Annotated in this window: 21 protein-coding genes and 5 pseudogenes; 12 read left to right on the top strand and 14 right to left on the bottom strand. The window is 66.4% G+C overall.

The genetic code is table 11. The annotated features are described in order from the left end of the window. Positions 1 to 70: 70 nt before the first annotated feature. Positions 71 to 460: a hypothetical protein gene (locus tag T428_RS33570; protein ID WP_211243933.1), complete on the bottom strand. Its 390-nt coding sequence runs from the start codon at positions 458 to 460 to the stop codon at positions 71 to 73. A 67-nt stretch (positions 461 to 527) separates the two neighbouring features. Here T428_RS33570 and T428_RS0111220 point away from each other — a divergent pair, with 67 nt between their 5' ends. The 4 genes and pseudogenes from T428_RS0111220 (at position 528) to T428_RS34425 (ending at position 3,161) form a co-directional block, all read left to right on the top strand. Continuing rightward, positions 528 to 1,331: a mycofactocin-coupled SDR family oxidoreductase gene (locus tag T428_RS0111220; protein WP_025736555.1), complete on the top strand. Its 804-nt coding sequence runs from the start codon at positions 528 to 530 to the stop codon at positions 1,329 to 1,331. A gap of 74 nt (positions 1,332 to 1,405) precedes the next feature. Continuing rightward, a complete protein-coding gene (locus T428_RS0111215) occupies positions 1,406 to 2,056 on the top strand; it encodes a TetR/AcrR family transcriptional regulator (RefSeq protein ID WP_025736554.1) in 651 nt (216 codons plus the stop codon). Positions 2,057 to 2,244: 188 nt separating this feature from the next. Then, positions 2,245 to 2,802, top strand: a pseudogene (locus T428_RS34430) (SDR family NAD(P)-dependent oxidoreductase); the annotation flags it as partial. Positions 2,803 to 2,813: 11 nt separating this feature from the next. Further along, complete coding sequence (locus T428_RS34425; protein WP_245604890.1) at positions 2,814 to 3,161, top strand: SDR family NAD(P)-dependent oxidoreductase; 348 nt, start codon at positions 2,814 to 2,816, stop codon at positions 3,159 to 3,161. An 18-nt stretch (positions 3,162 to 3,179) separates the two neighbouring features. On the opposite strand, the gene T428_RS0111205 is transcribed toward T428_RS34425, so the two are convergent. Both T428_RS0111205 and T428_RS0111200 read right to left on the bottom strand, forming a co-directional pair. Next, on the bottom strand, positions 3,180 to 3,533 hold the full coding sequence (locus tag T428_RS0111205; protein ID WP_036467804.1) for a DoxX family protein: 354 nt from the start codon (positions 3,531 to 3,533) through the stop codon (positions 3,180 to 3,182). Between the two features lie 101 nt (positions 3,534 to 3,634). After that, complete coding sequence (locus T428_RS0111200; RefSeq protein WP_025736552.1) at positions 3,635 to 4,276, bottom strand: S1 family peptidase; 642 nt, start codon at positions 4,274 to 4,276, stop codon at positions 3,635 to 3,637. 193 nt (positions 4,277 to 4,469) lie between these two features. On the opposite strand from T428_RS0111200, the gene T428_RS0111195 reads away from it, so the two are divergent. Next, positions 4,470 to 5,324: a L,D-transpeptidase gene (locus tag T428_RS0111195; RefSeq protein ID WP_025736551.1), complete on the top strand. Its 855-nt coding sequence runs from the start codon at positions 4,470 to 4,472 to the stop codon at positions 5,322 to 5,324. A 194-nt stretch (positions 5,325 to 5,518) separates the two neighbouring features. On the opposite strand, the gene T428_RS0111190 is transcribed toward T428_RS0111195, so the two are convergent. Together T428_RS0111190 and T428_RS27315 are read right to left on the bottom strand one after the other, a co-directional pair. Then, a complete protein-coding gene (locus T428_RS0111190) occupies positions 5,519 to 6,061 on the bottom strand; it encodes a hypothetical protein (RefSeq protein ID WP_025736550.1) in 543 nt (180 codons plus the stop codon). 193 nt (positions 6,062 to 6,254) lie between these two features. Continuing rightward, entirely contained in the window at positions 6,255 to 7,109 is an 855-nt protein-coding gene (locus tag T428_RS27315) for a carotenoid biosynthesis protein (RefSeq protein ID WP_084298704.1), read from the bottom strand. 295 nt (positions 7,110 to 7,404) lie between these two features. On the opposite strand from T428_RS27315, the pseudogene T428_RS27310 reads away from it, so the two are divergent. Continuing rightward, a pseudogene (locus tag T428_RS27310) lies at positions 7,405 to 8,174 on the top strand (alpha/beta hydrolase family protein). 42 nt (positions 8,175 to 8,216) lie between these two features. Here T428_RS27310 and T428_RS27305 read toward each other — a convergent pair. Next, positions 8,217 to 9,704 (bottom strand): annotated as a pseudogene (locus T428_RS27305) (diacylglycerol kinase family protein). Positions 9,705 to 9,746: 42 nt separating this feature from the next. Here T428_RS27305 and T428_RS0111170 point away from each other — a divergent pair. Further along, complete coding sequence (locus tag T428_RS0111170) at positions 9,747 to 10,526, top strand: hypothetical protein (protein WP_084298703.1); 780 nt, start codon at positions 9,747 to 9,749, stop codon at positions 10,524 to 10,526. A 1-nt stretch (position 10,527) separates the two neighbouring features. On the opposite strand, the pseudogene T428_RS27300 reads toward T428_RS0111170, so the two are convergent. Continuing rightward, positions 10,528 to 11,230: pseudogene (locus tag T428_RS27300) on the bottom strand (GAP family protein). A 119-nt stretch (positions 11,231 to 11,349) separates the two neighbouring features. Here T428_RS27300 and T428_RS0111160 point away from each other — a divergent pair. After that, on the top strand, positions 11,350 to 12,747 hold the full coding sequence (locus T428_RS0111160; RefSeq protein WP_025736548.1) for an amidohydrolase family protein: 1,398 nt from the start codon (positions 11,350 to 11,352) through the stop codon (positions 12,745 to 12,747). Between the two features lie 12 nt (positions 12,748 to 12,759). On the opposite strand, the gene T428_RS0111155 is transcribed toward T428_RS0111160, so the two are convergent. Continuing rightward, positions 12,760 to 13,065, bottom strand: a complete 306-nt coding sequence (locus tag T428_RS0111155; RefSeq protein ID WP_025736547.1) for a hypothetical protein — start codon at positions 13,063 to 13,065, stop codon at positions 12,760 to 12,762. 120 nt (positions 13,066 to 13,185) lie between these two features. Here T428_RS0111155 and T428_RS0111150 point away from each other — a divergent pair, with 120 nt between their 5' ends. Both T428_RS0111150 and T428_RS0111145 read left to right on the top strand, forming a co-directional pair. After that, a complete protein-coding gene (locus tag T428_RS0111150) occupies positions 13,186 to 13,413 on the top strand; it encodes a hypothetical protein (RefSeq protein WP_025736546.1) in 228 nt (75 codons plus the stop codon). 38 nt (positions 13,414 to 13,451) lie between these two features. After that, a complete protein-coding gene (locus T428_RS0111145; RefSeq protein ID WP_036467802.1) occupies positions 13,452 to 14,954 on the top strand; it encodes a glycosyltransferase family 39 protein in 1,503 nt (500 codons plus the stop codon). On the opposite strand, the gene T428_RS0111140 is transcribed toward T428_RS0111145, so the two are convergent. The 3 genes from T428_RS0111140 to T428_RS0111130 all read right to left on the bottom strand — a co-directional run bounded on the left by T428_RS0111140 (position 14,955) and on the right by T428_RS0111130 (position 17,156). Continuing rightward, positions 14,955 to 15,785 carry a glycoside hydrolase family 16 protein gene (locus tag T428_RS0111140; protein ID WP_025736544.1) on the bottom strand — a complete coding sequence of 277 codons (831 nt, stop codon included), beginning with the start codon at positions 15,783 to 15,785 and terminating at the stop codon, positions 14,955 to 14,957. 120 nt (positions 15,786 to 15,905) lie between these two features. Further along, positions 15,906 to 16,724: a glycoside hydrolase family 16 protein gene (locus T428_RS0111135; protein ID WP_036467800.1), complete on the bottom strand. Its 819-nt coding sequence runs from the start codon at positions 16,722 to 16,724 to the stop codon at positions 15,906 to 15,908. Between the two features lie 12 nt (positions 16,725 to 16,736). After that, complete coding sequence (locus T428_RS0111130) at positions 16,737 to 17,156, bottom strand: MarR family winged helix-turn-helix transcriptional regulator (protein WP_025736542.1); 420 nt, start codon at positions 17,154 to 17,156, stop codon at positions 16,737 to 16,739. A gap of 131 nt (positions 17,157 to 17,287) precedes the next feature. On the opposite strand from T428_RS0111130, the gene T428_RS27295 reads away from it, so the two are divergent. Further along, positions 17,288 to 17,899: a hypothetical protein gene (locus tag T428_RS27295; RefSeq protein ID WP_036467794.1), complete on the top strand. Its 612-nt coding sequence runs from the start codon at positions 17,288 to 17,290 to the stop codon at positions 17,897 to 17,899. A gap of 126 nt (positions 17,900 to 18,025) precedes the next feature. Here the strand turns inward: T428_RS27295 and T428_RS0111120 are convergent, their stop codons facing one another. Next, the gene (locus tag T428_RS0111120) at positions 18,026 to 18,994 is read right to left on the bottom strand and encodes an NADP-dependent oxidoreductase (RefSeq protein WP_036467792.1); all 969 of its coding nucleotides are present in this window, start codon (positions 18,992 to 18,994) and stop codon (positions 18,026 to 18,028) included. A 29-nt stretch (positions 18,995 to 19,023) separates the two neighbouring features. On the opposite strand from T428_RS0111120, the pseudogene T428_RS27290 reads away from it, so the two are divergent. Next, a pseudogene (locus T428_RS27290) lies at positions 19,024 to 19,737 on the top strand (DUF3060 domain-containing protein). A 4-nt stretch (positions 19,738 to 19,741) separates the two neighbouring features. On the opposite strand, the gene T428_RS34420 reads toward T428_RS27290, so the two are convergent. Both T428_RS34420 and T428_RS34415 read right to left on the bottom strand, forming a co-directional pair. Continuing rightward, a complete protein-coding gene (locus T428_RS34420; protein WP_025736539.1) occupies positions 19,742 to 20,704 on the bottom strand; it encodes a hypothetical protein in 963 nt (320 codons plus the stop codon). A 9-nt stretch (positions 20,705 to 20,713) separates the two neighbouring features. Continuing rightward, the gene (locus T428_RS34415; protein WP_245604861.1) at positions 20,714 to 22,825 is read right to left on the bottom strand and encodes an adenylate/guanylate cyclase domain-containing protein; all 2,112 of its coding nucleotides are present in this window, start codon (positions 22,823 to 22,825) and stop codon (positions 20,714 to 20,716) included. Between the last annotated feature and the right edge of the window lie 52 nt (positions 22,826 to 22,877).

The raw sequence follows: 22,877 nt of genomic DNA, 5'->3' as shown, positions 1-22,877 counted from the left end.
GCGGTAGCGGCCCGGGCGGGGCAGGACCCGTCAACGGCCCGGGCCCCAATCAAGGTGCTCCCGGCGCAGGTCAAACCCCAAGTGATGGTGGCCCTATCAGCGGAGGGGGAAGCCCGAACGCCGGCGGGCCTGCCGCGGGCGGCCCGCCTTCACCCGGTGGCGGTGAAAGCCCCAGTGGTAGTGGGCCTGCTGGCGCTGATGCGCCCTCGGGCAGCAACAGCTCCGGCGGTGGTGAAACCCCGAGCGGCAGCGAGCCTGCTGGCGGCGGTGCCAGCGAAGCCAGCGGTGGCGGCAGCTCTGGCACCAGCGAAAGCAGCAGCGGGAGTTCCACCAGCGGCAGCAGCTCCAGCAGCGATAGCAGCTCGAGTAGCAGCGAAAGCAGCAGCGGCAGCTCGAGCAGTTCTAGCAGTGGCGGCAGCACCAGCAGCAGGTAGCCGGGGCGAAAGATAGCCCACAGCAACCGATTTCATGACACACCGCAGACCTGCAAGCGGCTCCCCTGAAGCCTGCCGGTAGCTTCTACCGGTATGGGTGCTTTGGATGGACGCGTGGCCTTGATCACCGGCGGGGCCCGAGGGCAGGGACGTGCACACGCACTGGCGCTGGCGGCCAAGGGAGTCGATATCGTTCTCGCCGACGCCCCCGATGCGATGGCCGAGCTGACCTACCCCTTGGGCACCGAGGATGACCTACAGGAGACGACCAAGCTTGTAACAGAGCTGGGCCGGCGTTGCGTGCCGCTCACCGTGGACGTGCGCGATGCGGCCGCGGTCGGCGCGGCCGTCACGCAGACCGTCGCCGACCTGGGCAGCCTCGACATCATGGTGGCCAACGCCGGCATCGTCAGCACCGGGCTGCTGCAAGACGTCAGCGACGTGGTCTGGCAACAGCTGATCGACACCAATCTGACCGGCGCGTTTCACACTCTGCGGGCCGCGATCCCGGTGATGCGCCGCCAGCAATTCGGCAGGATCGTCGTGACCTCCTCGATGGGCGGCCGGATGGGCATCCCAGAGTTGGCCGCATACAACGCCACCAAGTGGGGTGTCATCGGCCTGGCGAAGTCCGCCGCGCTGGAGGTCGCCAAAGAGGGCATCACGATCAACGTCGTCTGCCCGACCACCACCCAGACGCCGATGGTGCAGCCCGCCGGCGGCGACGACGTCCCCGACGATCTGGTGCGCCGGATGATGAAAGCCAACCCCATCCCCAAGCCCTGGCTGCAGCCCGAGGACGTCAGTCGCGCAGTGCTGTATCTGGTCACCAACCCCGGGGTCATCACCGGAAGCGTTTTCGAAATCGGCCTCGGCGGCAGCGCCCGCATCCACTGAGATTCGGCGACTCAGGTGGCCGAGTCCGGCGCCTGCTTCGCTCGACACGTTGACGGCGCCGCTACCCTTCGCGCATGGCTAGCAGCAACACCGCGTCGACGCCCCGCCGCTCCGGATTGGCCCAGAGTCGTTCGCGCGATACTCGGCGCAAGGTGATACGCGCTGCCCTGGCCATGTGGAACGAGCAGGGGTTCGACGAGGCGTTCGAGGCGACGACGGTGGCCGACATCGCTCGGGCCGCGGGGGTGAGCAAGGGCACCTTCTATTTCCACTTCGCCAACAAGCAGGAGATTCTACTCGAGGTGGCCTGGGGTACCAGCCGCCGGATGATCGAGGAAGCAGACGCCGGCATTCGCCGCGGTACGCCAATCTTCGAACTGGTCGACCAACTGTTGAAGTCCATGGCACGCCGCGTGTCGCGGGCTCCTAAGGCCCTGGCCTACCGCGCAGTCGGCGAGTGGTCGCGACTGAGTCCTGAGGCGGTGGCCAGGCCGGCCGGCGTGGGCGTGGCGTTCAAGGCGCTCATCCGTCACGGCCAGGCCCAAGGCGACTTGCCGACCGACTTGGACGTTTTCGAACTTGCGGCGCTCTTGCACGCGGCGACACTCGACGCACTGGTCCGATGGTCGTCATCCGCACAAACCACGGCGACCCTACGAAAAAACCTCTGCCGGCGCGCCGACATCGTGCTCAAGGGAGCCGTGGCATCGTACAGCCCATCCTGACCCCATCGCAGGCTTTATTGGCTAGTACCCAAAAATAACAACATACCGAGCAGCGCGTCGCAGATCTGGCTCACCGATGATTCTACGTCGATAGTTGTTCTGCTGTAATACGTTCAGGTTCATCAGGACCCTGCGATTCAGTAACTAAGCATACCAGACAAAATTAGTCACTGTACAAATATGGTTCTATGGTCGAGGCCATGTCGAACACTGCGCACGCCAATACCGAGCAGGCCCTCGCCTTAGTCGTTACGCCGCTCCGACCGCTCGGGCCCCGCCAACAGGAGCTGGATCTGTCGGGAAAGGTGGCGCTCGTAACAGGCGCGAGTTGGGGCATCGGAAAGCACACGGCGCTGGCCCTCGCGCGTCGCGGCGCCAACGTCGTCGTGGCGGCGCGTTCGGTCGACAACGGGGGCGAGTTGGCCGGCACGATCGGTGAGACCGTTGCCGAGGTCGAATCCCTTGGCGCAGAAGCGCTCGCGGTCGCGACCGACCTGTCGAGAGAGGAAGATCTCGTACGACTGGTGCAATCCGCGGAGGATCGGTTCGGTGGCGTCGACATCCTCGTCAACAACGCTGCCGTAACGATCGGTCACAGCTGGGGCGCCCCGATCGGGGACATGCCCCGAGCCGACTGGCTTTATCACTTCGCGGTGAACTTGCATGCACCGTTCACCTTGGTGCAATTAGTCACGCCCCTTATGGAACGGCGCGGCGGCGGGCGAATCCTCAACGTCACCACCGGGAGCGGAGAAGTGTGTTCCGGCAACCCGAGGAACCGCCGGCGCTCGAAGCGGTCGGTGACTTCGACCTGGGATCACCCGCCTACTTTGCGAGCAAGCGCGCACTCGACCGGTTCTCCAACGTCATTGCGCCGCATCTGGCGAGGAAGAACATCTTCGTCATCAGCATGCACCCGGGGTTCGTCGCCACCGAGGTCGCGGTGCATCGTGTCACGGGACTCGTCGACGAGTCGATGATGATCTCACCGCAGATTCCCGCCCGAATGCTGGCCTACTTCGCGGCGTGTGCGGATCCCAAAGAGTATGCGGGACGGATCTTTTGGGCCCAGCGGGAGCTCGCCGAGCTCGGTATCGAGGTGTGAAATCCCGCGTTTCGCGCGTCAGCGTGGGTGAGGCTCAGCGCCTCGAACCGTAAACGCCGCGAATATCGCGCCGTTCACCGCTGCCCCCACGGCGGCGGCACTCAGATCGCGGGCCTTGGCGTGAAAACCCACCGCCAGCGCGAAGTAGATCGTGAGCATCGCAGTCGTCAGTCGCGCCAGCCCGGGTGACCATCGCGCTGAGGACAGACCGATCGCGGCGGCAGCCTTGATGGGTGCGAATATCCATCGATGGCGCGGCGGAAAGTCGATCGCGTCGAGCACCTGTGTCACGAACGGCAGCGGGATGGCATCACCGACCGCACTCGCCGCGAGGTAAGCCGCCAATACATCATAAGCGCGCACAGATGTCATGACTTCCACTATCGCTGATTGTGCTCGCGGTTCAAATGCGGAGATGCGACGGGCGCTCCCGCAGGGCGCAACCGGGGGCGATGGCGTGTCTGAAACGGACACTACGCGACTACGTGCACACCCCACCTGCCGAGCAGGGGCTGCACCAGCACGAAGTAGGTGGTGTTGGGATCACCCGCCAACGAGGTGGACATCACCAGGCCGACCGCCGTCACGGTGCCGTCGCCGTTCTTCACATAGCCCGGACCGCCGCTGTCGCCGGGCTGGGCGAACACGTGCGCCTCGACGACCTCCCCGTCGAGGCTGTTGACGGCGCCACACGTCTCACCGGTCATCGCACCGAACTTACAGAACGGCATCCCCGCCTTGACCTGGGACGCGCTCAACACGCCCCGAACGCGTTGGCCGCCGACGTCACCTGGCGGGGCACCGATGTCGGGATCAAGACGGATGATCGCCGCGTCTTTGAGATCGCCCAACACCTCGCTGGCGGTGATGTGTCCGAGCGGGACGTTCTCGTCGTAGGTGAACGGCGCCCCATGGTCGCAATGCCCGCTGGTGAACAGGTAGTAGCCGCCGTCGTTGCCCTGCGCCGCGAAACCCGTTGAGCACTTGGTGATTCCATCGCTGACCAAGATCCCGGGGGCGGGTGGCGGCGCGGCCTGTGCCGTGCCTCCCGACAGCACCCCGACCATCACCACGGCACCGGCCAGACCGACCCCACGAACCCAACGTGCCGACACACCGGCCTCCTCCGTTGACAACACTGGTGCTCAGACATTCGTCCTGCGTATGACCCACGTTGACAGATCGGCTCGCTGAGGCCAAATCGTGACCGACACTTGATCAATTGCTAACGCGCCCTTACGCTTCCGCAGCTCAGCACCGCTCTACCATTCCTATTGCAACGCTGTCAGTTAACAGGGAAGTGGGGCCATGCGCGCGGGTATTCGGTGTGCCATCGCTGTCATCGGTATCGGCGCGAGCGTGGTCGCGGGATCGGCCGTCGTCAGCCTGCCGGTGCCGGCCGACGTCAGCCTGAAGGCCGCCACCCGGTCCTACCCCTTCCCGATCTCCTCGGTGCTGCCCAGGAGCGACCAGGCGGTCGGAGTGGCGCACCCCGTGATAGTGACATTCCGCGCGCCCGTGACCGACCGGCACGCCGCCGAGCAGTCCCTGAAGATCACGTCATCCCCGCGGATGACGGGCAGGTATGAATGGCTCGACAACAAAGTGGTGCAGTGGATTCCCGACCAATACTGGCCGGCCCACAGCACGATAGCGCTGACCGTGGAAGGCCAGCCCACCGAGATCAAGACGGGCCCCCGGATCATCGGCATTGCCAGCATCTCGGAGCACACTTTCACCGTGAGCATCGACGGAGTCGAGGCGGGACCGCCGTCGTCCCTGCCGTCGCCGCACCACCGCCCGCACTTCGGCCAGGAGGGTGTGCTGCCCGCCTCGTTGGGCAGACCCGAGTACCCAACCCCGATCGGCTCCTACACGGTTCTGTCGAAAGAACGCTCCGTGCAGATGGATTCGAGCAGCGTCGGCATTCCCGTCAACGATCCCGACGGCTATCTCGTCGACGTCGACTACGCCGTACGCATAACCAACCACGGGCTTTTCGTGCACTCGGCTCCCTGGGCCATTAATTCGCTCGGGCTCGAGAACGTGAGCCACGGCTGCATCAGCCTGAGCCCCGAGGACGCTGAGTGGTACTACAACACGGTCAACGTCGGCGATCCGGTAGTCGTACGCGAGGCCACCAACGAGCTGCCCTCGTCGTAGTACGGCCTGCTTCGCGCGCAAGGTCTCGCGACATTAAAACGTCAGCGACGACACGCCGCACAACGTCGCCATGGTTTAAGTCTCGCGCACGCAGCTCGCGCCAGCGCGCGCCCACGGCCTCGCTTCGAAAACGCGACTCCTGCAATGGAAATGACCCGCCGGGCACGTCCGGCGGGTCATTCAGTCGTTGAGGATCAGCCTCCGTGCACCGGCGAGGGACCGGGCGACACCGGCTGACCGGGCACCGGCCCGCCGGTCGGCGCCGGACCGGTCGGCGCGTCCTTCACCCCGGACATGTCGATCAGTGGCGCAACCGGAATGCCATCCGCGACCCCGCCCAGGGCGACGAGCGGAGCCCCCAGCGGAAGCGGCGCAGCGATCGGAACCGGAGGAGCGCCCAACGGCACCGGGGGGACCACCGGCACCGGCGGGATCGGCGGCCCGAGCGCAATCAGCGGAGCACCGGCCGGAACCGGAACGATTCCCGGACCAGGCACCACCATCGGGACCCCAGCCATGTCGGTCAGCGGAGCAGCGCACGGTGCCGCTGCCGCCCCGGCGCCCCCGGCGACCGGTCCCGCTGCCGGCGCGCCGGCCTCGCCAGCCTGACCGTACATGCAGGCACCGCCCCCCGTCATATATGGGACGGCTGCCGCGTCCGGGCTCAACGCTATGGCGGCACTGCACAATCCAGCGCTAGCAGCAACACCGATGTTGAATCGATCGAAGATCGTCATCAACGTCCAACTCCTTCATTCGCGCAGCAGAAGCACACAGCCGTAGCCAAGTCGCCCCTCGACGACCGCCCTCATTGTTGGTGGGCAACACTGATCACGACGCGCGCCGCACCGCGCCGTTTCCAAATGGTGACGTCACGACGCCGTCACAAGTCGGTTGCGTGAATACGGCGCCACGCCAACATAAAAGGACTCAGCTAGCCGATGGCCGGCTGTAGAGCCGGACCAGCGCCATGATTCCGGTGAGCACGATGGTGAACACCGCTGCTGACGCGCAGGATTCGTAGACGTCGGCGATCTGAATGGTCTTGCCGCCGCGTACCACCGAGCCGACGGCCGGATGGATCAGACTGGTGAAGACCTGCGTGGTGGTCGAAAGCCAGAACAAGCATGCCAGCAGCCAGTATCCGCGGCTCTGCGCGACGGTGCGCGCGGGAAACCTCGTTTCGACGAGCGCGACAAGCTGGAAGATCAACCAGCCCGTCAGCAGCCAGCCGAGGAAATTGGTCAGCGGGACACCGAGCGCCCCGGTCGGGTGGTCATAGGAGTACCAGTCGTGCGCCGTCGCCCCGATGGGGTCGTACACCAGGTCATAACCGCCGAGGATGAACGTCGCCACGATGGGCGTCGTGAAGCGTTCGGCGCCACCGACAACCACCGAGGCGAAGGGACGCAAGATCACCCGCGCCAGTGCCCACGCCAGGTAGCCGAACATGATCCAGCCGGCGATGGCCACCGGGGGGACGCCCAGGGGTTTCAGACCGGGCAGATGATGGGTGTAGGAGCCGAACGGGAAGCCGGTCGCGACACCGATTGCTTCCAATGCGAAAGCGACAACGCCGGCGATGACGACGAATGCGGCCATGCCTCGAGCGGAGTAGCCCAGCCACGCGTGGACGATGACGAACACTATGATGACGAACACTATGAGTAACGCCATTTGGGCCGCCCCGGCTTGAGCAGCCAGCGACGGACGCACCGCCATGACCACCGCGGCGAGCAGCGTGAGCGCAAGTAGCACCCAACACATTGCGTTGAGAAGCTTCATATGTGTCGCAACCTCCGTTGGTCAGGACGTTGGTCAGGATATCGGTGGCTGTCCGGCTCCGCGCACTCGCCGCGAGCGGTGTGGTCAGCGTCGCCAGCACGGTCGCCGCACCCCCCACCGAGAACGTGTAGGCGATGGTCAGGACCATATGGGCGAATGCCCCGATAGAAGGCCGTCCAGCCGCCACGAGCATGCGCAATCGCGGGTTGCGTGACAGCATGCGGCGCGCAGCAAAGGCCACGCAGACACTTATGCGGCCGCGACGCTCACCGCGCCCCGTAGTTAAATCTGCCCTATGGGCGAACGCGTCACGTTCCACAGCTCCACCGGCGCGAACCTGGCGGGGGTCATCGAGATTCCGGAAACTCCCGCGCGCGGTTGGGGAGTATTCGCACACGGCTTCACGCTAGGCAAGGATTCCACGGCCGCGGCCCGGATCTGCAAGCAGCTGGCGTCCGACGGCATCGGCATGCTGCGCTTCGACGCGCTGGGTCTGGGCGGGTCGGACGGGAACTGGGGCGACGGATCATTCACCTTCAAGGCCAACGACATCGTCCACGCATGCGAATTCATGGTCAACCGCGGGACGCCGCCCGACCTGCTGGTTGGGCACTCCTGGGGTGGCGCCGCGGTGATCGCCGCGGCGATGCGCGCGCCGGGTGTGCGATCGGTCGTCACGGTGGCGGCACCGTTCGATCCCAGCCATGTCGAAAAGCATTACGACGCAGTGGTCGACCGCTGCTTGGCCGAGGGCAGCGTCGAGTGGCTGGTCGACGGGCGCAAGCTGACCCTCAAGCGCGCATTCGTCGAGGAAGTCCGTGCCGCGCAGCTACACGACAAGATCAAAGCCTTGCGGCTGCCGCTGCTGATTCTGTACTATCCGACCGACAACACCGTCGGCATCGACAGCGCGAGCGAAATCTTCCGCCTGGCCCGCCACCACGTAGCTTCGTCTCGCTCGAGGGCTCCGATCACCTGCTCACGGCCCGCGGTCAAGCGCATCGGGCCGGCCGGATCATCGGTGCCTGGGCCGACGCGTACCCGGGTGTGGACGCGGAAAGCTAAAGGGGACAACGCCGTAACCGGCTCAGGCGCCGATCGCCCAGCTCAGCGAATCGGCCGGAACACCGGCAGAATCCGGTACTTCGCGGTGAAGCTGGCCTCGCGGTACTCGTCGCCGACCTCGCCGTCATGCGCGACGACCGTCGGTGCATCGACAGCGCAGAAACTGAATTCGGGCACCTGCAGCTCGTGGTACAGCGGGCTGCGTTGCAGCCGTCCCAATACCAGCGCGGTCAGGATCCTGGTGGTGGCGAACCGACCGCCAGTTTCGAGGATGCGCACGTCGATCAGGCTGTCGTCCATGCGAGTCCGGCGCGACGGCGCGAATCCCGTTGGCAGATAAAGCGAGTTGCCCAGAAAGAACAGCGATGTCAGCAAGGTCTTGTTGTCGTAGCGGATTCGGACGGGCATCCTTGCCCAGCGTGTGCAGCATCGCGTAGAAACCGGCCAGCTGCTTAGCCGATTCGTTTCTCCAGCTTTTCGCGCTGCTGCACGAACGTCGGATACGCACCGATGCTGGCGGTGTTGATCACCATCCGACTTTCGTTGAGGCACACCAGATCAACGCAGGCCACACTGCCGCGACGGATCGACTCCACGGTCTTGCCGACGGTGTCGCAGCCGATGTCCTTCGCGAAGTGGTTGAACGTGCCGGCAGGGAAGACCGCTAGCGGAAGCCCCGCGTCGACTGCCACCGCCGCGGCGGTGGCCACCGTGCCGTCACCGCCCCCCACCGCTAGCACCTCGGCCCGCGTGGCGGCATCACGCAGCGCCTGCTCGGGGTCATCGTCGGGACCCAGTTCCACGATCTCGGCCTGCGGCAACTCGGCGCGGACCTCGTCGACGACGCGAGCCCCGGTGCCACTGCCCGACGCCGGGTTGACCACCAGCACCACGCCGGCGCCGTCGGGACGTTCCGGCGTTTCGATGCGCAGCGGTTCCGATTGCGGCAGAGCGGTTTCGACGACGGGCGGAACCAGCCGGCCACCCAACACGGCGATCCCGGCGCCGATGCCCAGCCCCGCGATCACATCGCCGGGATAGTGCGCCCCGGTGGCCACCCGCGACAATCCGACCAGCCCGGCCAGCAGCGCCAGCACGAAACCCACCGGCGGACTCTCCAGACCCACGCCGACGACGAACGCGGCCGCGCTGGCCGAGTGTCCCGACGGGAACGAGTTCGACGTGGGGCGGCGGCGAGATCTCCTGACCACCGGCACCGAGTCGTAGAGCGGGCGTGGACGCCGGCGGATGCGCTTGGCGAACTGGTTGGTGAACAAACTCGTGACACCGAGCGTCACGAGCCCCCGAGTGGCACCGCGCTGCGCGGACGCCTTCCGCGACGCGAGCAGCCCGGCGCCGATGACGAACCACAGTTTGCAATGGTCGGCGGCCCGGGTCAGCGGCGGCATGACCGTGTCGAGCAGTGGGGTCGGAGTTTCGGCCACGGCGACGAACAGCACGTGATCCAGCGTGCCCAAACCACGGGTGATCTGCTTGATTGCGCGCGCGTTGCCAGGGCCCCCTGCTCATTCGCTACACCCTAGCGGTGGGACCGATAACAATTGACGGATTATGACCAGGCGGACGACGGCGGACCTGCACCGGAAGTGGTTGGCCAACGCCGAACGCCGGGGCGTTCCGACCGCGGTCACCAGCGTTATCGCCGATCGGCACGCCGTGACGCGCGAGAGCTTTCGGGTGCTAGAAGACATGGCAGAGATCGGCGGCCCGGACGGCAAGTCGTTCTTCCTCATTCCGCCGGGCAGCACCGGCGATCAGGTCCGCGCCGCGACGCTGATGACTTACATCCTCAACGCGGGCACCGGCTACGGCGGCCCGCTCACCGATTTCCCCGAAACCCCGTACACCGCCGACGAGGTGCAGCGGATCATCGACCGTCAGGCGGCGAACAGCTGGAGTTACGACGCAGACGTCGGGTTCGTCGACCGCAACGGCGGTCGCCTCGTCACCACCCCGAACGGCATGCTGATGGGCCTGGGCGGCAACTGGATCCAGCGGCTGTTCAGTCGGCAGGGCGGCACCACGTGGGGCGACATCTTCATGGTCAACGTCTCGATTGACAACGACCCGGACGGCGCTGCCCGACGGCTGCGCCAAATCGTCGAATCCGGCCACGCGTGGTACACCGACCGCACGGGCCGGCCGCGGGAGAGCATGCTGGCGCTGGACCGGGTGCTGCATCACGAGGAGTTGCATTCCCAGCAGTGGGCCGCCAAGGGCCACTCCCGCATGATCACGGAATATCTCTGGGAAGTGCTCCGCGACAGGATCTTTGGCAAGACCAACAGGCTGGAGGCCCAAGCCGGTCTGGCCGACGGCGGCTACCAGTAGCCTATAGTGCACGAATTCCGTTGTGCAGCACCATCAAACCAATCAGCACCAGGATGGCCGCCATCAGCGCGGCGTTGTTCTTGTCCATCCAGTCTCTGACGCGTTCCAAAAAATCGTCCAGGCGATGCCCCGCGGCGACGTAGGCGAGGATGGGGATCGCAACCGTCGACGCGGACACGGCGACGAACACGATTCCGGCCGACAATTTGTCGACGTCGCTCAGGTGGCTGGTACCGATGGCCACCCCGCCCGCCAAGTTCATCAACAGCACCTCGACAGCACCTCGACGCGGATCACCGTCAGCACCAGTCCGGTAACGGCCGCGCGCCGGGGGCGCATCGTGGAGAAGTGGCGCATCCAGGCCGGGGACTCGGTGTGCCGATGCCGGGTCACCCAGCGGTAGATGCCGAACAGGATCAGCGCGGACCCGAGCACCACCCGCAGCCAGGACGCCCACGTCGGCGACGACGACTTGTGCATGTCGCCGAGACCACCGGAGGCCGCGACGAACAACACCGTCTGCGCCACCAGCCCGACCACCCACCCGCCCAGGAAGGCCAGCCCCGCGGGCCGCGGCTGCGGTGCGTGCAGCACCAGGACAGCCGGGATGATCGACAACGGCGCTTGGCGGTAACGAGCGCCAGCGGAATGAGCGTGGGTAACAGCGAACTCCAGCTTCCTGCCACGGGCAGCAATCCTCTCATCGACATCGTCACCGTGCTACCGAACGAGCCGCGCTCGTTGTCCGCGCCGTCGCCCGAACACCCCCGGGTGGTTGTATGTGATTTGCGGCGCGACGGGGAAAACACTAGGGGACGATCACGTGGCTCGGATTCACCTTGGGCACATTTTTCACCTTGCCGGTTCTCCGCTGCTGTCCGAAGCCGCCCATGCACTGGTGTCCATCCCGGAAGGCGCCCTGGTGATTGAGGACGACGGCAAGATCGCGTACTGCGGTGACCGGGCCGACGTCCCGCTCAAGTACCGGTCCACACCCGTGACAGATCATCGACCCGGGTTTCTGCTGCCCGGCTTCGTGGACACCCACGTGCACTTTCCGCAAACCTTCGCCGCCGACTCGTACCACGGCGGGCAACTGCTGGAGTGGTTGAACCACTGCATCTATCCCGCGGAAGCCCGCTTCGCCGATCGGAACTTCGCGCGGCGGGCGGCCGTCGAGTTCTGCGATCGGCGCATTGCGAGCGGAACCACGGCGGCCATGGTGTTCGGATCGCCATTTCCCGACGCTCAGGATGCGTTGTTCACCGAAACGGCGCGCCGCGGGCTGCGCATCGTCAGCGGCCGCGGCATCCAGACCGTCGGACCGCCGGCCGCCCAGCCGCTGATGACGTCGGAAGACGACGCGATCCGGCTGGCCCGCGAAGAGATCAACAAGTGGCACGCGGCCGACACCGGCAACGTGAAGACCGCCCGGCTGCAGGTGGCGCTGGTGCCGCGATTCGCGAACGCGGTGACCGTCGAGACCCTGAAAAGGCTTGGTGAACTGTACGATTCGGTGCGAGATCGGGGCGTGTACTTCCACACACACCTCAACGAGGACAACCGTCCGGACACCGGCGACGTCGACAAGACCAGGCAGACCTATCAGGTCGACACGTGTCTGGACACCTATGACGGCAAGTTTTTGCCCGGCTCGAAGGTCGGCGGCCCGAGCATGCTGGGGCGGCGCAGTGTGATGGCGCACGCGGTGCACTGCCAGGACACCGAGCTGCGGCGGATATCGGAGACGGGCACCTCGATCGCGCACTGCCCGGTGTCCCAACAGTTTCTCGGGTCCGGCACCATGCCGTGGGTGCGCACGGTCGCATCTGGGGTAAACATCGGCGCCGGAACGGATTTCGGCGGTGGGGACGAGTGGCTGATGCCACAGGTGCTGGCGACGGCCTTCAAGGCGCACATCGGTGAGCCGGGCGACGCCGGCGTGCCGATGCATCCGGCCGAGATGCTGTTCATCGGCACGCTCGGCGGTGCCCGCGCGCTGGACATGGAGGACCGGTTCGGCAATTTCGACGTCAGCAAGGAGGCCGACTTCGTCGTCGTCGTCGACCCGAACCGCACGCCGGCGCTGAAGGCCGTGATCACCGAGGGCGTGCGATCGCAGGACCCGGCGATGGCCCGGGACCAGACGCTGTTCGGCTTGCTGATGCGAACCCGGCAGACGTCCATCGCCGGCACCTACGTGCAGGGTCGCCGACTGTAACCCCCACCGGCGCTAACTCTTTCGCCGCAACGTCCAGGCCGGTATCCAGTGCGTCACGGTTTTTTGCTTGGACCCGTACGCAATTGGATAGGTCACCAGTCCCCACCAGTCGCCCTGCTCGCACAGACCCCAGCAGCTCAGCCGCCCTTCGACGACCTTGTGCAGCTGCAGCCCGTTGGGCTGATACCGGCCCGAGCGATGCGGCTCGCGCGGGAAAAGCACGGTCAGGTCGACCAGCACCGCGACGGGCGGGCGTACCACGCGGAACGGATCACGGACCGGCTGGCCGTTGTATCCGATCGATGCGAGCGGCCTCATTATTCGATCATACGTTCGAAAAATGAAGGTCTGGTCAAGTCCGGGCAATTGCCCCTCGGGTGCTGCGGCAAGTCGATCTAGTTCGCCTCGCAACCGGCCGATGGAACTGGGGAGATCCGCATGATCAGGATTATCGCGACGAGCTTACTGGCCCTGGGTGGGTTGCTGACCACTGCGGTGGGCGTGGCGAATGCCGACGAGATTCAGGTGGACGGCGTCTACTCGACCCTGGGTGCGTGCGAAGCCGACGGTTCGCACGTCGAGCTTGCGCACGACGACCAGTTGTGGACGCACTGGGACTGCCGCCAACACACCGACGGCCTGTACTACCTGTACCTGACCAACTAGCAGGCCGCGCGCGGGTTTGCTTCTGGCACCATAGCGGTGTGTCAGGGCGTCGCGTGCTGGACCCGCTGATCGTCGGCATACTGGCGACCGCGGTAAGCCTTGTCGGCGCCGGCCGTCCCGCGTTCTGGTACGACGAGGCCGCGACCATCTCGGCCGCCTACAGTCGTTCCCTGGGTCAGCTGTGGCAGATGCTGGGCAATGTCGACGCGGTCCACGGTCTGTACTACCTGCTGATGCACGGCTGGTTCCAGATGTTCGCACCCACCGAGTTCTGGTCTCGCGCGCCCAGCGGTCTGGCCGTCGGGGGTGCCGCTGCCGGACTCGTGGTGCTGGGCAACCAGTTTTCCTCTCGCACGGTGGCGCTGGCCGCCGGCGTCATCTGCGCGGTGCTGCCGCGCTCGACCTGGGCAGGCATCGAAGCTCGTCCGTACGCCCTGTCAATGATGGCCGCGGTGTGGCTGGCCATATTGCTGGTCTACGCCACGCGTCGTCCCAGCGCGTGGATCTGGCTGGCTTACGGTGTTGCCCAAGTGGTTTCGGTGATTCTCGACGTGTACCTGGTGCTGCTGTTGTCGGTGCATCTCGTGTTCGTCTGCGCTTTCGTGCGCCGACGCACGGTACTGACCGCCTTCGTCGTCACCTCGGTGCTGGCCAGCTGCGCCGTGGCGCCGTTTTTGTTCGTGGCCGCGGGGCAGGTGCATCAGATCAGTTGGGTCGCACCGATCGGGCATCGAACGATCGAGGATGTGACGGTTCAGCAGTACTTCGAACGGTGCCCACCGTTCGCGGTGTGGTCGGCGCTGGTGATCGTGGCGGCGCTGGCGGTGTGGCGCTGGACATCGGTGAAACTCGTTGCGGCAGAACGACAATTACTGACGCTGGCAATCGCCTGGCTGTTAATACCGACCGCGCTGATCGTGGCGTGGTCGGCGATGGTGCACCCGATCTACACCCCGCGCTACTTGTGCTTCACCGCGCCGGCGATCGCGCTGGTGCTGGGCGTCTGCGTGGGCGCGCTCGCCGCCAAGCCCTGGGTGGCAACGGTGGTCGTTGCCCTGTTCGCGATCGCGGCGGTACCGAATTACCTACGGGTGCAACATAACCCGTATGCCAAGTACGGCATGGACTACAGCCAGGTGGCCGATCTGATCACCGTGCAGGCCGCGCCGGGTGATTGCCTACTGGTCAACGACACGGTGACGTTCATGCCCGCACCGATGCGGCCCCTGCTGGCGGCACGCCCCGACGCCTACCGGAAGCTGATCGACCTGACCCTGTGGCAACGCGCCACCGACCGCCGAAATATGTTCGACACCAACCTGATCCCGGAGGTCGTCGCCAAACCGCTCGGCGCTTGCCGCGTGGTGTGGATCATCACCCAGGCCGACGAGTCGATGCCCGCCCACCAGCAGGGGGTAGCGCTGCCGCCCGGCCCGCGCTACGGCGCCACGCCGGCCTTCGCGGTCCCACACGACTTGGGCTTCCGGCTGGTCGAGCGCTGGCAGTTCAACCTGGTTCAGGTGTTCAAAGCGACGCGGTAGCTACCAGATGTGGATGTAGTCGACGAGCATGGACGCCGGGAAGACACCCCCGGCGGGATCGCCGGCGCCGACACCGCCGACGGCCAGCGTGAACATGGGCGTCATCCAGTAGCCGGGGTTGTTGAACGGCCACCGCATGTCTTCGGGCGGATTGCCGGCGACGTGAATGGGCTTGTTGGGGACCTTGAAGTACTCGGACCCGTCGCGCGAGAACACGAATCCCTTTTCGCCCCAATACATCCGCCAGGTGTGCCAGTCACTGTCGACCAGACCGGGGATGGACTTGCCTTCCCAGGTCTTCCCGTTGGACGCCGCGTGCACGGTGGTCCCGGGGGCCCATTGGCCGTTGCCGTACCACTCGAAGATGTCGACCTCGCCGTCGGGCAGCGGGTCTTCGTTGACTCCCCAGAACGACGGCCACAAGCCTGGTGTCAGGCAGTCGAGCTTGATCTTGGCTTCCCAGGTCTGGTTGATCATGCTGCGGAAGTTCCCGCGCAGCTTGCCACTGTAGTAGGTGTTGGCCAAAAAATCGTGGGTGGCGCGCAGGACGAGGTTGGAGTGGCCGTCCTGGAACACGTTTTGCGGGTCGGCGCGGTAGATCCCCTCGACCGGCGGGTAGACGTCGTCCTGCCAGGTCTGGATCGTCCATTTGGCCGGATCGGGAAGCGAACCGGCCGGACCGTCGAACTCGTCGGCGAAGATGTACGGCCCGCCCGGCCCGGCAGCCGGTGCGTCCGGCGCCGACGGGGACGCCAGCGCTTCCGGGAGAGGCAGCGTTGCCGCCGCTGCCAACATGCCGAGCCCTGTCGTCAACAAACGGCGACGATCCATACGCACTACCACCCATCGCTACATGCCGGAGCTCCGACTCGGCGCGGTCCCCCCGGCCAACTCCCGCAAACGGTGTTATACAACCATGCGCCGCGTTGGCATGCATCCCGCACCCGGGGCCTAGAAGACGCGCACCCAATCGACCAGCATCTCCGCCGGGTAGGTGCCCGACGCGGGGTCGCCGCCGCTCGAACCGCCGACCGCCAGGTTGAGCATCGGAAACATCGTGTAACCGACGTCGTTGAACGGCCACATCCGGATCGGGTAGTGCAGATCCTCGATGCCGGTCGCCGGGACGCTGAAGTACGGTTGCGCGCCGTCGGCATAGTCTTCCCAGAAGTACATGCCGGCCGGATTCCACGTCACGCGCCAGGTGTGCCATGCGCCGTCGACGGCGACCGGGCGGGTCTCGAATGCGGTGCCGTCCGGGTTCGCGTGCACGGTGGTGCCCGCGGGCCACTGCCCGTTGCCGTACCACTCCATCAGGTCGACTTCTCCGCTGCGACCGGGATCGTCATTGGACAGCCACCAGGCGGGCCAGCAGCCGCCGGTCAGGCAGTTGAGTTTGATGCGCGCTTCCCAGGTGGTGCCGATACCGCCGCGCCAGGTACCGCTCACCAGGCCACCGAAGTAGTTGCCGCCATCTCGGGTGGTACGCAGCACCAGGTTGGACTTGCCGTCGACGAACACGTTTTGCCGACTGTCGCGGTACTGCCCGAAAAACTCGGGGCGGTCGAAGCCGGTCGGGTTTTTGATCGGCGTACGTTGGTTCGCCACAACCCATTTCGACGGATCCGGTGCCGAGCCGGCCGGCCCGTCGAATTCGTCGTGAAACAGGTAGCCACCCGCCCACGCCGATGCGGCGCCGGCACGCGCGGTCGGGATGGCCGCGGCCAGCGCACCTAATCCGGCCAGCATCATCATCCGGCGACGATCCATAGCTGACACCTTTCAAGGGGTGCCCGCAGCATAAAGCAGTTCTTTGAGCTGACTTTGCTGCTCTGCGGCGAGCCGGGCCAGAATTCGCTGTTCGGCCACCGCCACCGAGGCTTCCGCCCGCCTCAGCAACGCTTTGCCGTGCCGGGTCAGGTGGGCTGGCATCGCGCGGCCGGCCGGGGCCGGGGCCGCGCGGCTGAGCGCACCGCGGTCCTCGAGGCCGTGCAGCACCTGATTCATCGCCTGCGCGGAGACGTTGGTGCCGCGAGCCAACACCGCACTGGTGAGCCCGGGGTGCTCGGCCAGGATCCGCATGCACACGAATTCGGGCAGGCCGACCCCCAGCGGCTTGAGCTCTGCGGCGACCTGGGGCCGCAACGCGGCCATCACCCGGTACAGCAGGAAGCCCAACGGCTCGTCATGGGAAGCGCTCATGTCCACATGCTGACAGGTGCCGTCTCGTTGCCACACCTAACCATCAACTTTGTTGACATTGCCGGAGTCGGTGGTATCAAGGAGCTCAATGGTCCGATATGGAAAGGAATGACAAGGATGTCTGGTAACGGATTGTTCGGCGGCCCGGCGCTTTCGGGGGCGGTTTCGGTGGCCCCGGCTTCTGCGGCTTCGGTTTCGGGGGTCCCGGCTTCGGTTTCGGGGGCGGCTGGGGCAAGCACGGTTGGGGTCATGACGGGCCCGGCGGCCCGGGTCTCGGTCCCGGTGGTCGTCCGCCACTCAAGCGCGCGGCGTTTGTGACCGCGGCGCTGTTGCTCGACGGGCCGGCTGATGCCGCGCAAATCGTGCAGCGAGTGTCCGACGCGACCGACGGGGCGCTCACCCCTCCGCAGGAGATCGCGGAGCTGGCCATCGGCCTGCTCGACGGCCGTGGCGTGGTGACCGTCGACAACGGTGTGGCGACGTTGACCGAGTTCGGCCAGAACCTGCTGCAGTGGCGCGGCGTCAGCAGCGAGACCGCCCACGCTTTCCTCAAGCGCGCGGGTCAGTTCGGCGACGTCTTCAAGATTCGTCGCACGCTGTTCGAGATCGCGGGACTGGCCCGCACGATCGCCTGGACGGGCACCGACGAGCAGAAACAACAGCTTGCCGAGACCCGGACTAAGGTGCTGGAAGCCCTGACCGAGGCCAAGAAGACGCTGCACCGCGTTCTCGGCGAGGACTGACACCGGGGCGAGTGTGCGCCCACGGCGCTGTGCGTGCGCGCAGCGCCGTGGGCGCCGGCGAGGCCGCCGTGGGCGCACATTCAAGCCCTGCACGCACAGTCGCCTGATCCGTCGGGCATCAGCGCCTTAGGTCGAGGGCTCGCTGATCTTGACCAACGTCTTGCCGATGTTGGCCCCGGTGAACAACCCGTTGAGGGCGTCGACGCACGACTCGATGCCCTCAAAGATGGTCTGGCAGTGCTTGATCCGGCCTTCGGCTTCCCATTGACGCAGGGAGGCAAAGGTTTCGTCGAAGCGGCCCCATTGGTCGAGTGCGTTGAATCCCTGCATCAGCGCGGTCTTCGACAGCAGGTTCACGTAGTTGGCCGGTCCCGGGTGCTCGCCGGTCAGATAGCTGGAAATGACGCCGCAGAGCACGACGCGGGCGTTGTTGGCGAGCCGGCCGAGCACCGCATCGAGGATCGGCCCGCCGACGTTGTCGAAGTAGACGTCGACGCGCTTCGGGCAATGCTGCTTGAGCGCGGCGGACACGTCCTCGTTCTTGTAGTCGATGCACGCGTCGAAACCGAAGTCCTCGACCACCGCCCGGCACTTTTCCGGCCCGCCCGCGATGCCCACCACCAGGGCGCCGGCGATCTTGGCGATCTGCCCGGCCACCGATCCGGTCGCGCTCGCCGCGGCCGAGACCACCGCCGTCTCACCGGACTTGGGCCTACCGATGTCGGTCATGCCGAAGTAGGCGGTGGCACCGGTCGGGCCGTACACAGACATGATCGCGAGCTGGTCGTCCTCGCCGGGGATGGGCGTGCTGAACACGTCGTCGCGAATGATCACGTATTCCTGGAAACCGGTGAGCGTGGTGATCACGTCGCCGAGCTGCACCGGCGGAAGGTAGCTCGGCTGGTCGTTCAGCCAGGTCCGGACGGCCGCGTCGAACCCGACGTAGGTGGTTCGGACCAGCGCTTCACCGTCGCCGGGCTCGGGCGCCGGCCGGGTGATCAGCTCGGTGTCATCGGGCGCGACCAGCCCGGTCGGGCGACGACGAAGGAGGATCTGGCGATTCGGCATGTCGGGTACGCTGCTGAAACTACCCATTTGACGCCGTCTGATAGGAGCATCTGTCCATGGAATCGCAGGATGACCCGGAAAAAGAATTCGGGACCTGGAGCGGCCCCTGGCGGAGACCGCACGCGCTTCCGAATTGGGAGACAGCCCCGGCTACCCGCCACCGCCCCCTGGCCCCGTGCCGCCGCCGTCCTACGGCTCGGCGCCGCCGCCACCGCCGATGTACGGCTTCGGCGGCCCCTACGGCGGGCCTTCGCCCAAACCGTCGGGCAACCGCACCTGGTGGATTGTGGGCACCATCATCGTCATCGCCGTGCTGGTGCTCGCGGGTGTCATCGCAGCCTTTGCCGCACACCAACTTTCCACTGTCCGGTCGATCATCTCCTCGGAGGTCACGACCACGCCGGTGACGAAGCCACCGCGCCACTACGCGCAGTCCGCGGCCCTCGACCAGCGCGACGAGTTCGACCTCCAGTTCGGCTCCCTCGACGTCGGCCATGCCGCCGCAGGGCGCGCCGCTCGACGTATCCGGCATCGACGAGAACAAGACGATCACGTGCAACGACAACGACGTCACCGTCAGCGGGATCAACAACACGATCGTGATCACCGGCCACTGCGCGAGCCTGACAGTGACCGGCATGAAGAACTCGGTCACCGTCGATGCCGCCGACACCATCGAAGCATCGGGGATGAACAACCGGGTGACGTTTCACTCGGGCGCACCGAAGATCTCCAACTCCGGCGTCGACAACGTGATCGCGCAGGGCTGACGCGTCAGTCGGCGTCCATCGCGTCGGCAAGCGCCACGTAGCCTTCGAATCCGACGTCTTGCGCCCTGGCCCGAAAGCGTTGCAGGAACTGCCGATAGCCGGACTCGTCGCCATGGACTCGGGCCAGTAGCGCCCGCAACCGCAGCACCGGGAGTTCGTGGAGCACGAATCCCGGCTCGGTCGGGACGTCTGCCAGCCTGTCGATCGCACGCTCGGCGGCCTCGACATCGCCGGGGGCGCCGCGGGCCAGCAGTGTCTCGACCAGCACGGTGGTGGCGGGGGCCCGGAACATCATCGTCCCGGCGTCGAACTGCGCGTTGAGAATCCGGGTAACCAGGTCGATGGCGCCGTCCAAGTCGCCGGATCTGGCACGCCCGCGGGCGATTTCGGCGTCGGTCATGCGGCGGATCGCGACGATCAGCTTCTCGTCGACGAGCATCTCGCGCGCCTTGGCCAGGTATTCGAAGCCCTCCCCCGCCGTTTCGTCGTTGCAGTGGATGAGCGCGTTGGCGCGATTGACCAGCGCGTACGCCAATGCGGCGTTGTCGCCGGAGCGTTGGGCGATCTCCAGCGACTCGGCCGTCTGTGCCACGTCTTCGGCGGTGGGCAGCACCCCGCCGTTCTGCACCGCGGCGGCATATTTGTAGAGCTGCGCGAACGGGTGGGTGGTCGGGTCGAACGAGCGGGCCATCGCGATGCCCTCCTCGAGGTCCCGTCGCCAGCCCGGCCAGCCCAAAAACATTCCGGCCGCGCCCTTCAACGTGATCGCCCAGGCCAGCGGGGAGCCGATTACGAAGTTCCCCATGGTCGGATCGCCGCGGGCGACGTCGATGATCCGTTGGGCCAACTGCAGGCATTCGGTCGCCTCGCCGACCTCCCATTTGGCCTGTGCGGCGGCATAGAACAGACCGGCCGTCATCACCGGGTCGCCGATCGACTCGACGAGGGTGGCGAACTCCATCGCCATCGCGGCGGCTTATCGATGCTTGGAGTTGAACGTCAGCGTGGTGAGGTGGCCCGCCATGCCGACGGCCAACGACCGCTTGTCACCTGCCTGCGTTGTGAGCGTGCGCAATTCGTCGTATCCGGTCTCTTCGGGCGTGCCACCCATCTGAAACACGCTGCCGCACAGCAGGGCTCGCGGCGCGATCCGCATGGCCAGCCGGTCGTGGTGGTCTTCGGGGAGCCGGTCGGCGAAGCGCTGCGCCTGTTGCCAACTTGCCCGGGCGGCGCGGATATCCCGTCCGCCGTACCAAGTACCGGCCTGCATGTACCACTCGTAGGCCTCCCGCAAATCCCCGGCCGCCGCGTACTGCGTGGCGACGATCGAGGCCTCCTGGCCGGTGAACTCGCCGTAGGTGCGCTGCAGCACCGCCGCCACCCGTCGGTGCAATTCGGCTCTGCCGGCCTTCAACTGGGATTCATCGCCTGGATCAGCGGATGGCAGAAGGCGTACGTCTCGTGCGGTGTGAAGCCGACCTGCTCGACCAGCGCCGCCTCGCAGGGTGCGCTTCGCGGTGGCGTTGAGCCGATCGATGCGCGCCCCGATAATGCCCTGAAGCGTTGCCGGAACGTGTATTTCGCGAACTTCGCGCACGCACACGTAGGCGCCGGGCGCACCCTCGAGCTCGCCCCGCTCGGCGAGATCACGCACGATCTCCTCGGCGGCGAACGGCAGGTCGGCCGCCCGGTCTGCGATCACCGTCGGCAATCCGGCCACCGACGGGTCAGCCCCCAGCAGCTCGTTGATCAACTCGGTGATATGCGAATCACACAGGGACTCAAGGGTGAACGCGTGGGCGCCCGAGATATGCGCCAACGGCCCCGAGTATTCGGGTCGATAGACGACGAGCGGCGCCGCGCGCATTCCCGGTATCGCCGCGGCGAATTCGGTGAGCAGCGATTCGCTGACACTGTCGATCCACTGGGCGTCGTCGATGACGTAGACCGCGGAGTCGGGCCGCACCAGCGAAATCGTGTTGATCAGGTCGACCAGCCGGCGACGCCGGGCGTCCGGGGTGATGTCCGGACAGGGCATGTCGGGGTCGCGGATGCCGAGCAGGTCGTCGAGCAGCACCAGATCCTCGTTGCTCGCCGCCGGGATTTCGGCGCGCACCCGGGCCCTCGCCACCTCAAGGGTGAGCCCACCCAGGCCGAAGACCTTGCGCAGCAGCCGGGAGATCACCTGGAACGGAATCTCGCGGATATGGGATTCGCAGTAGGTGACCGACACCTCGAACCCGGCACTGCGGGCGATCGCCAACGATTCACGGACCAGCCGGGTCTTGCCCACGCCCGGGCGGCCGGTCACCGTGATCACGGCTCCGGCACCGCGGCTGGCCTGCTCCAGCAGTTGCGCGACGGCGTCCTTCTCCGACTGCCGGCCGACCAGGCGGGACTGGTGGCGCGCCTTGCGGCGCTCACCGTCGGCGGCTAGCAGTCGCCGGGCCGGCACGGCGGTGGCGAAACCCTTGATGTGCACGGTCTCGGGCTCGCCCAGCACGGCGCGGTCCTCGACGAGCCGCGCGGTGGACTCGCTGAGCATGATGCCGCCCGGCGGCGCCACCGTTTCCATCCGCTGGGCCATGCCGACCTGTTCGCCCACCGCGGTGTAGCCCAGATGAGTCGCGCCGACCTCGCCGGTGATCACCTGGCCGGAGTTCAGCCCGACCCGCAACGGCAGGTCGATCCCGTCCCGGCGGCCCACTTCGACCGCCAGTTCGCGGACCACCTCCTGGATTTCCAGCGCGGCCAAGCAGGCGCGAAAAGCATGTTCTTCCAACGTAATTGGCGCTCCGAATAGCGCCATGATGCCGTCGCCGGTCAACTTGTCGACGGTGCCGCCGTATCGTTGGACCACGGTCGCCGACCGGTCGACGAGCTCGGTCATCACCTCCCGCAGCCGCTCGGGGCCCAACGCCGCGGCGATGTCCATCGACCGCACCACATCCGCGAACAGGACGGTCACCTGCTTGTACTCGGCGGGCTCGGCCGCCGGCGCCAGTGGACTGCCGCAGGCATCGCAGAAACGCGCATCCTGACGCGGCTCGGAGCCGCTCACCTGGCACACCGACGACGCTGGCGTCACATCTGAAACCCTAAGCGGAATCCCTGTTAGTGGGAACGCCCGGCAATCGGCA

This window comes from Mycobacterium genavense ATCC 51234 (assembly GCF_000526915.1).
Classification (GTDB): Bacteria; Actinomycetota; Actinomycetes; order Mycobacteriales; family Mycobacteriaceae; genus Mycobacterium; species Mycobacterium genavense.
The sequence above is the reverse complement of the archived record's forward strand: the minus strand, read 5'-3'. Positions and strand labels throughout refer to the sequence as shown.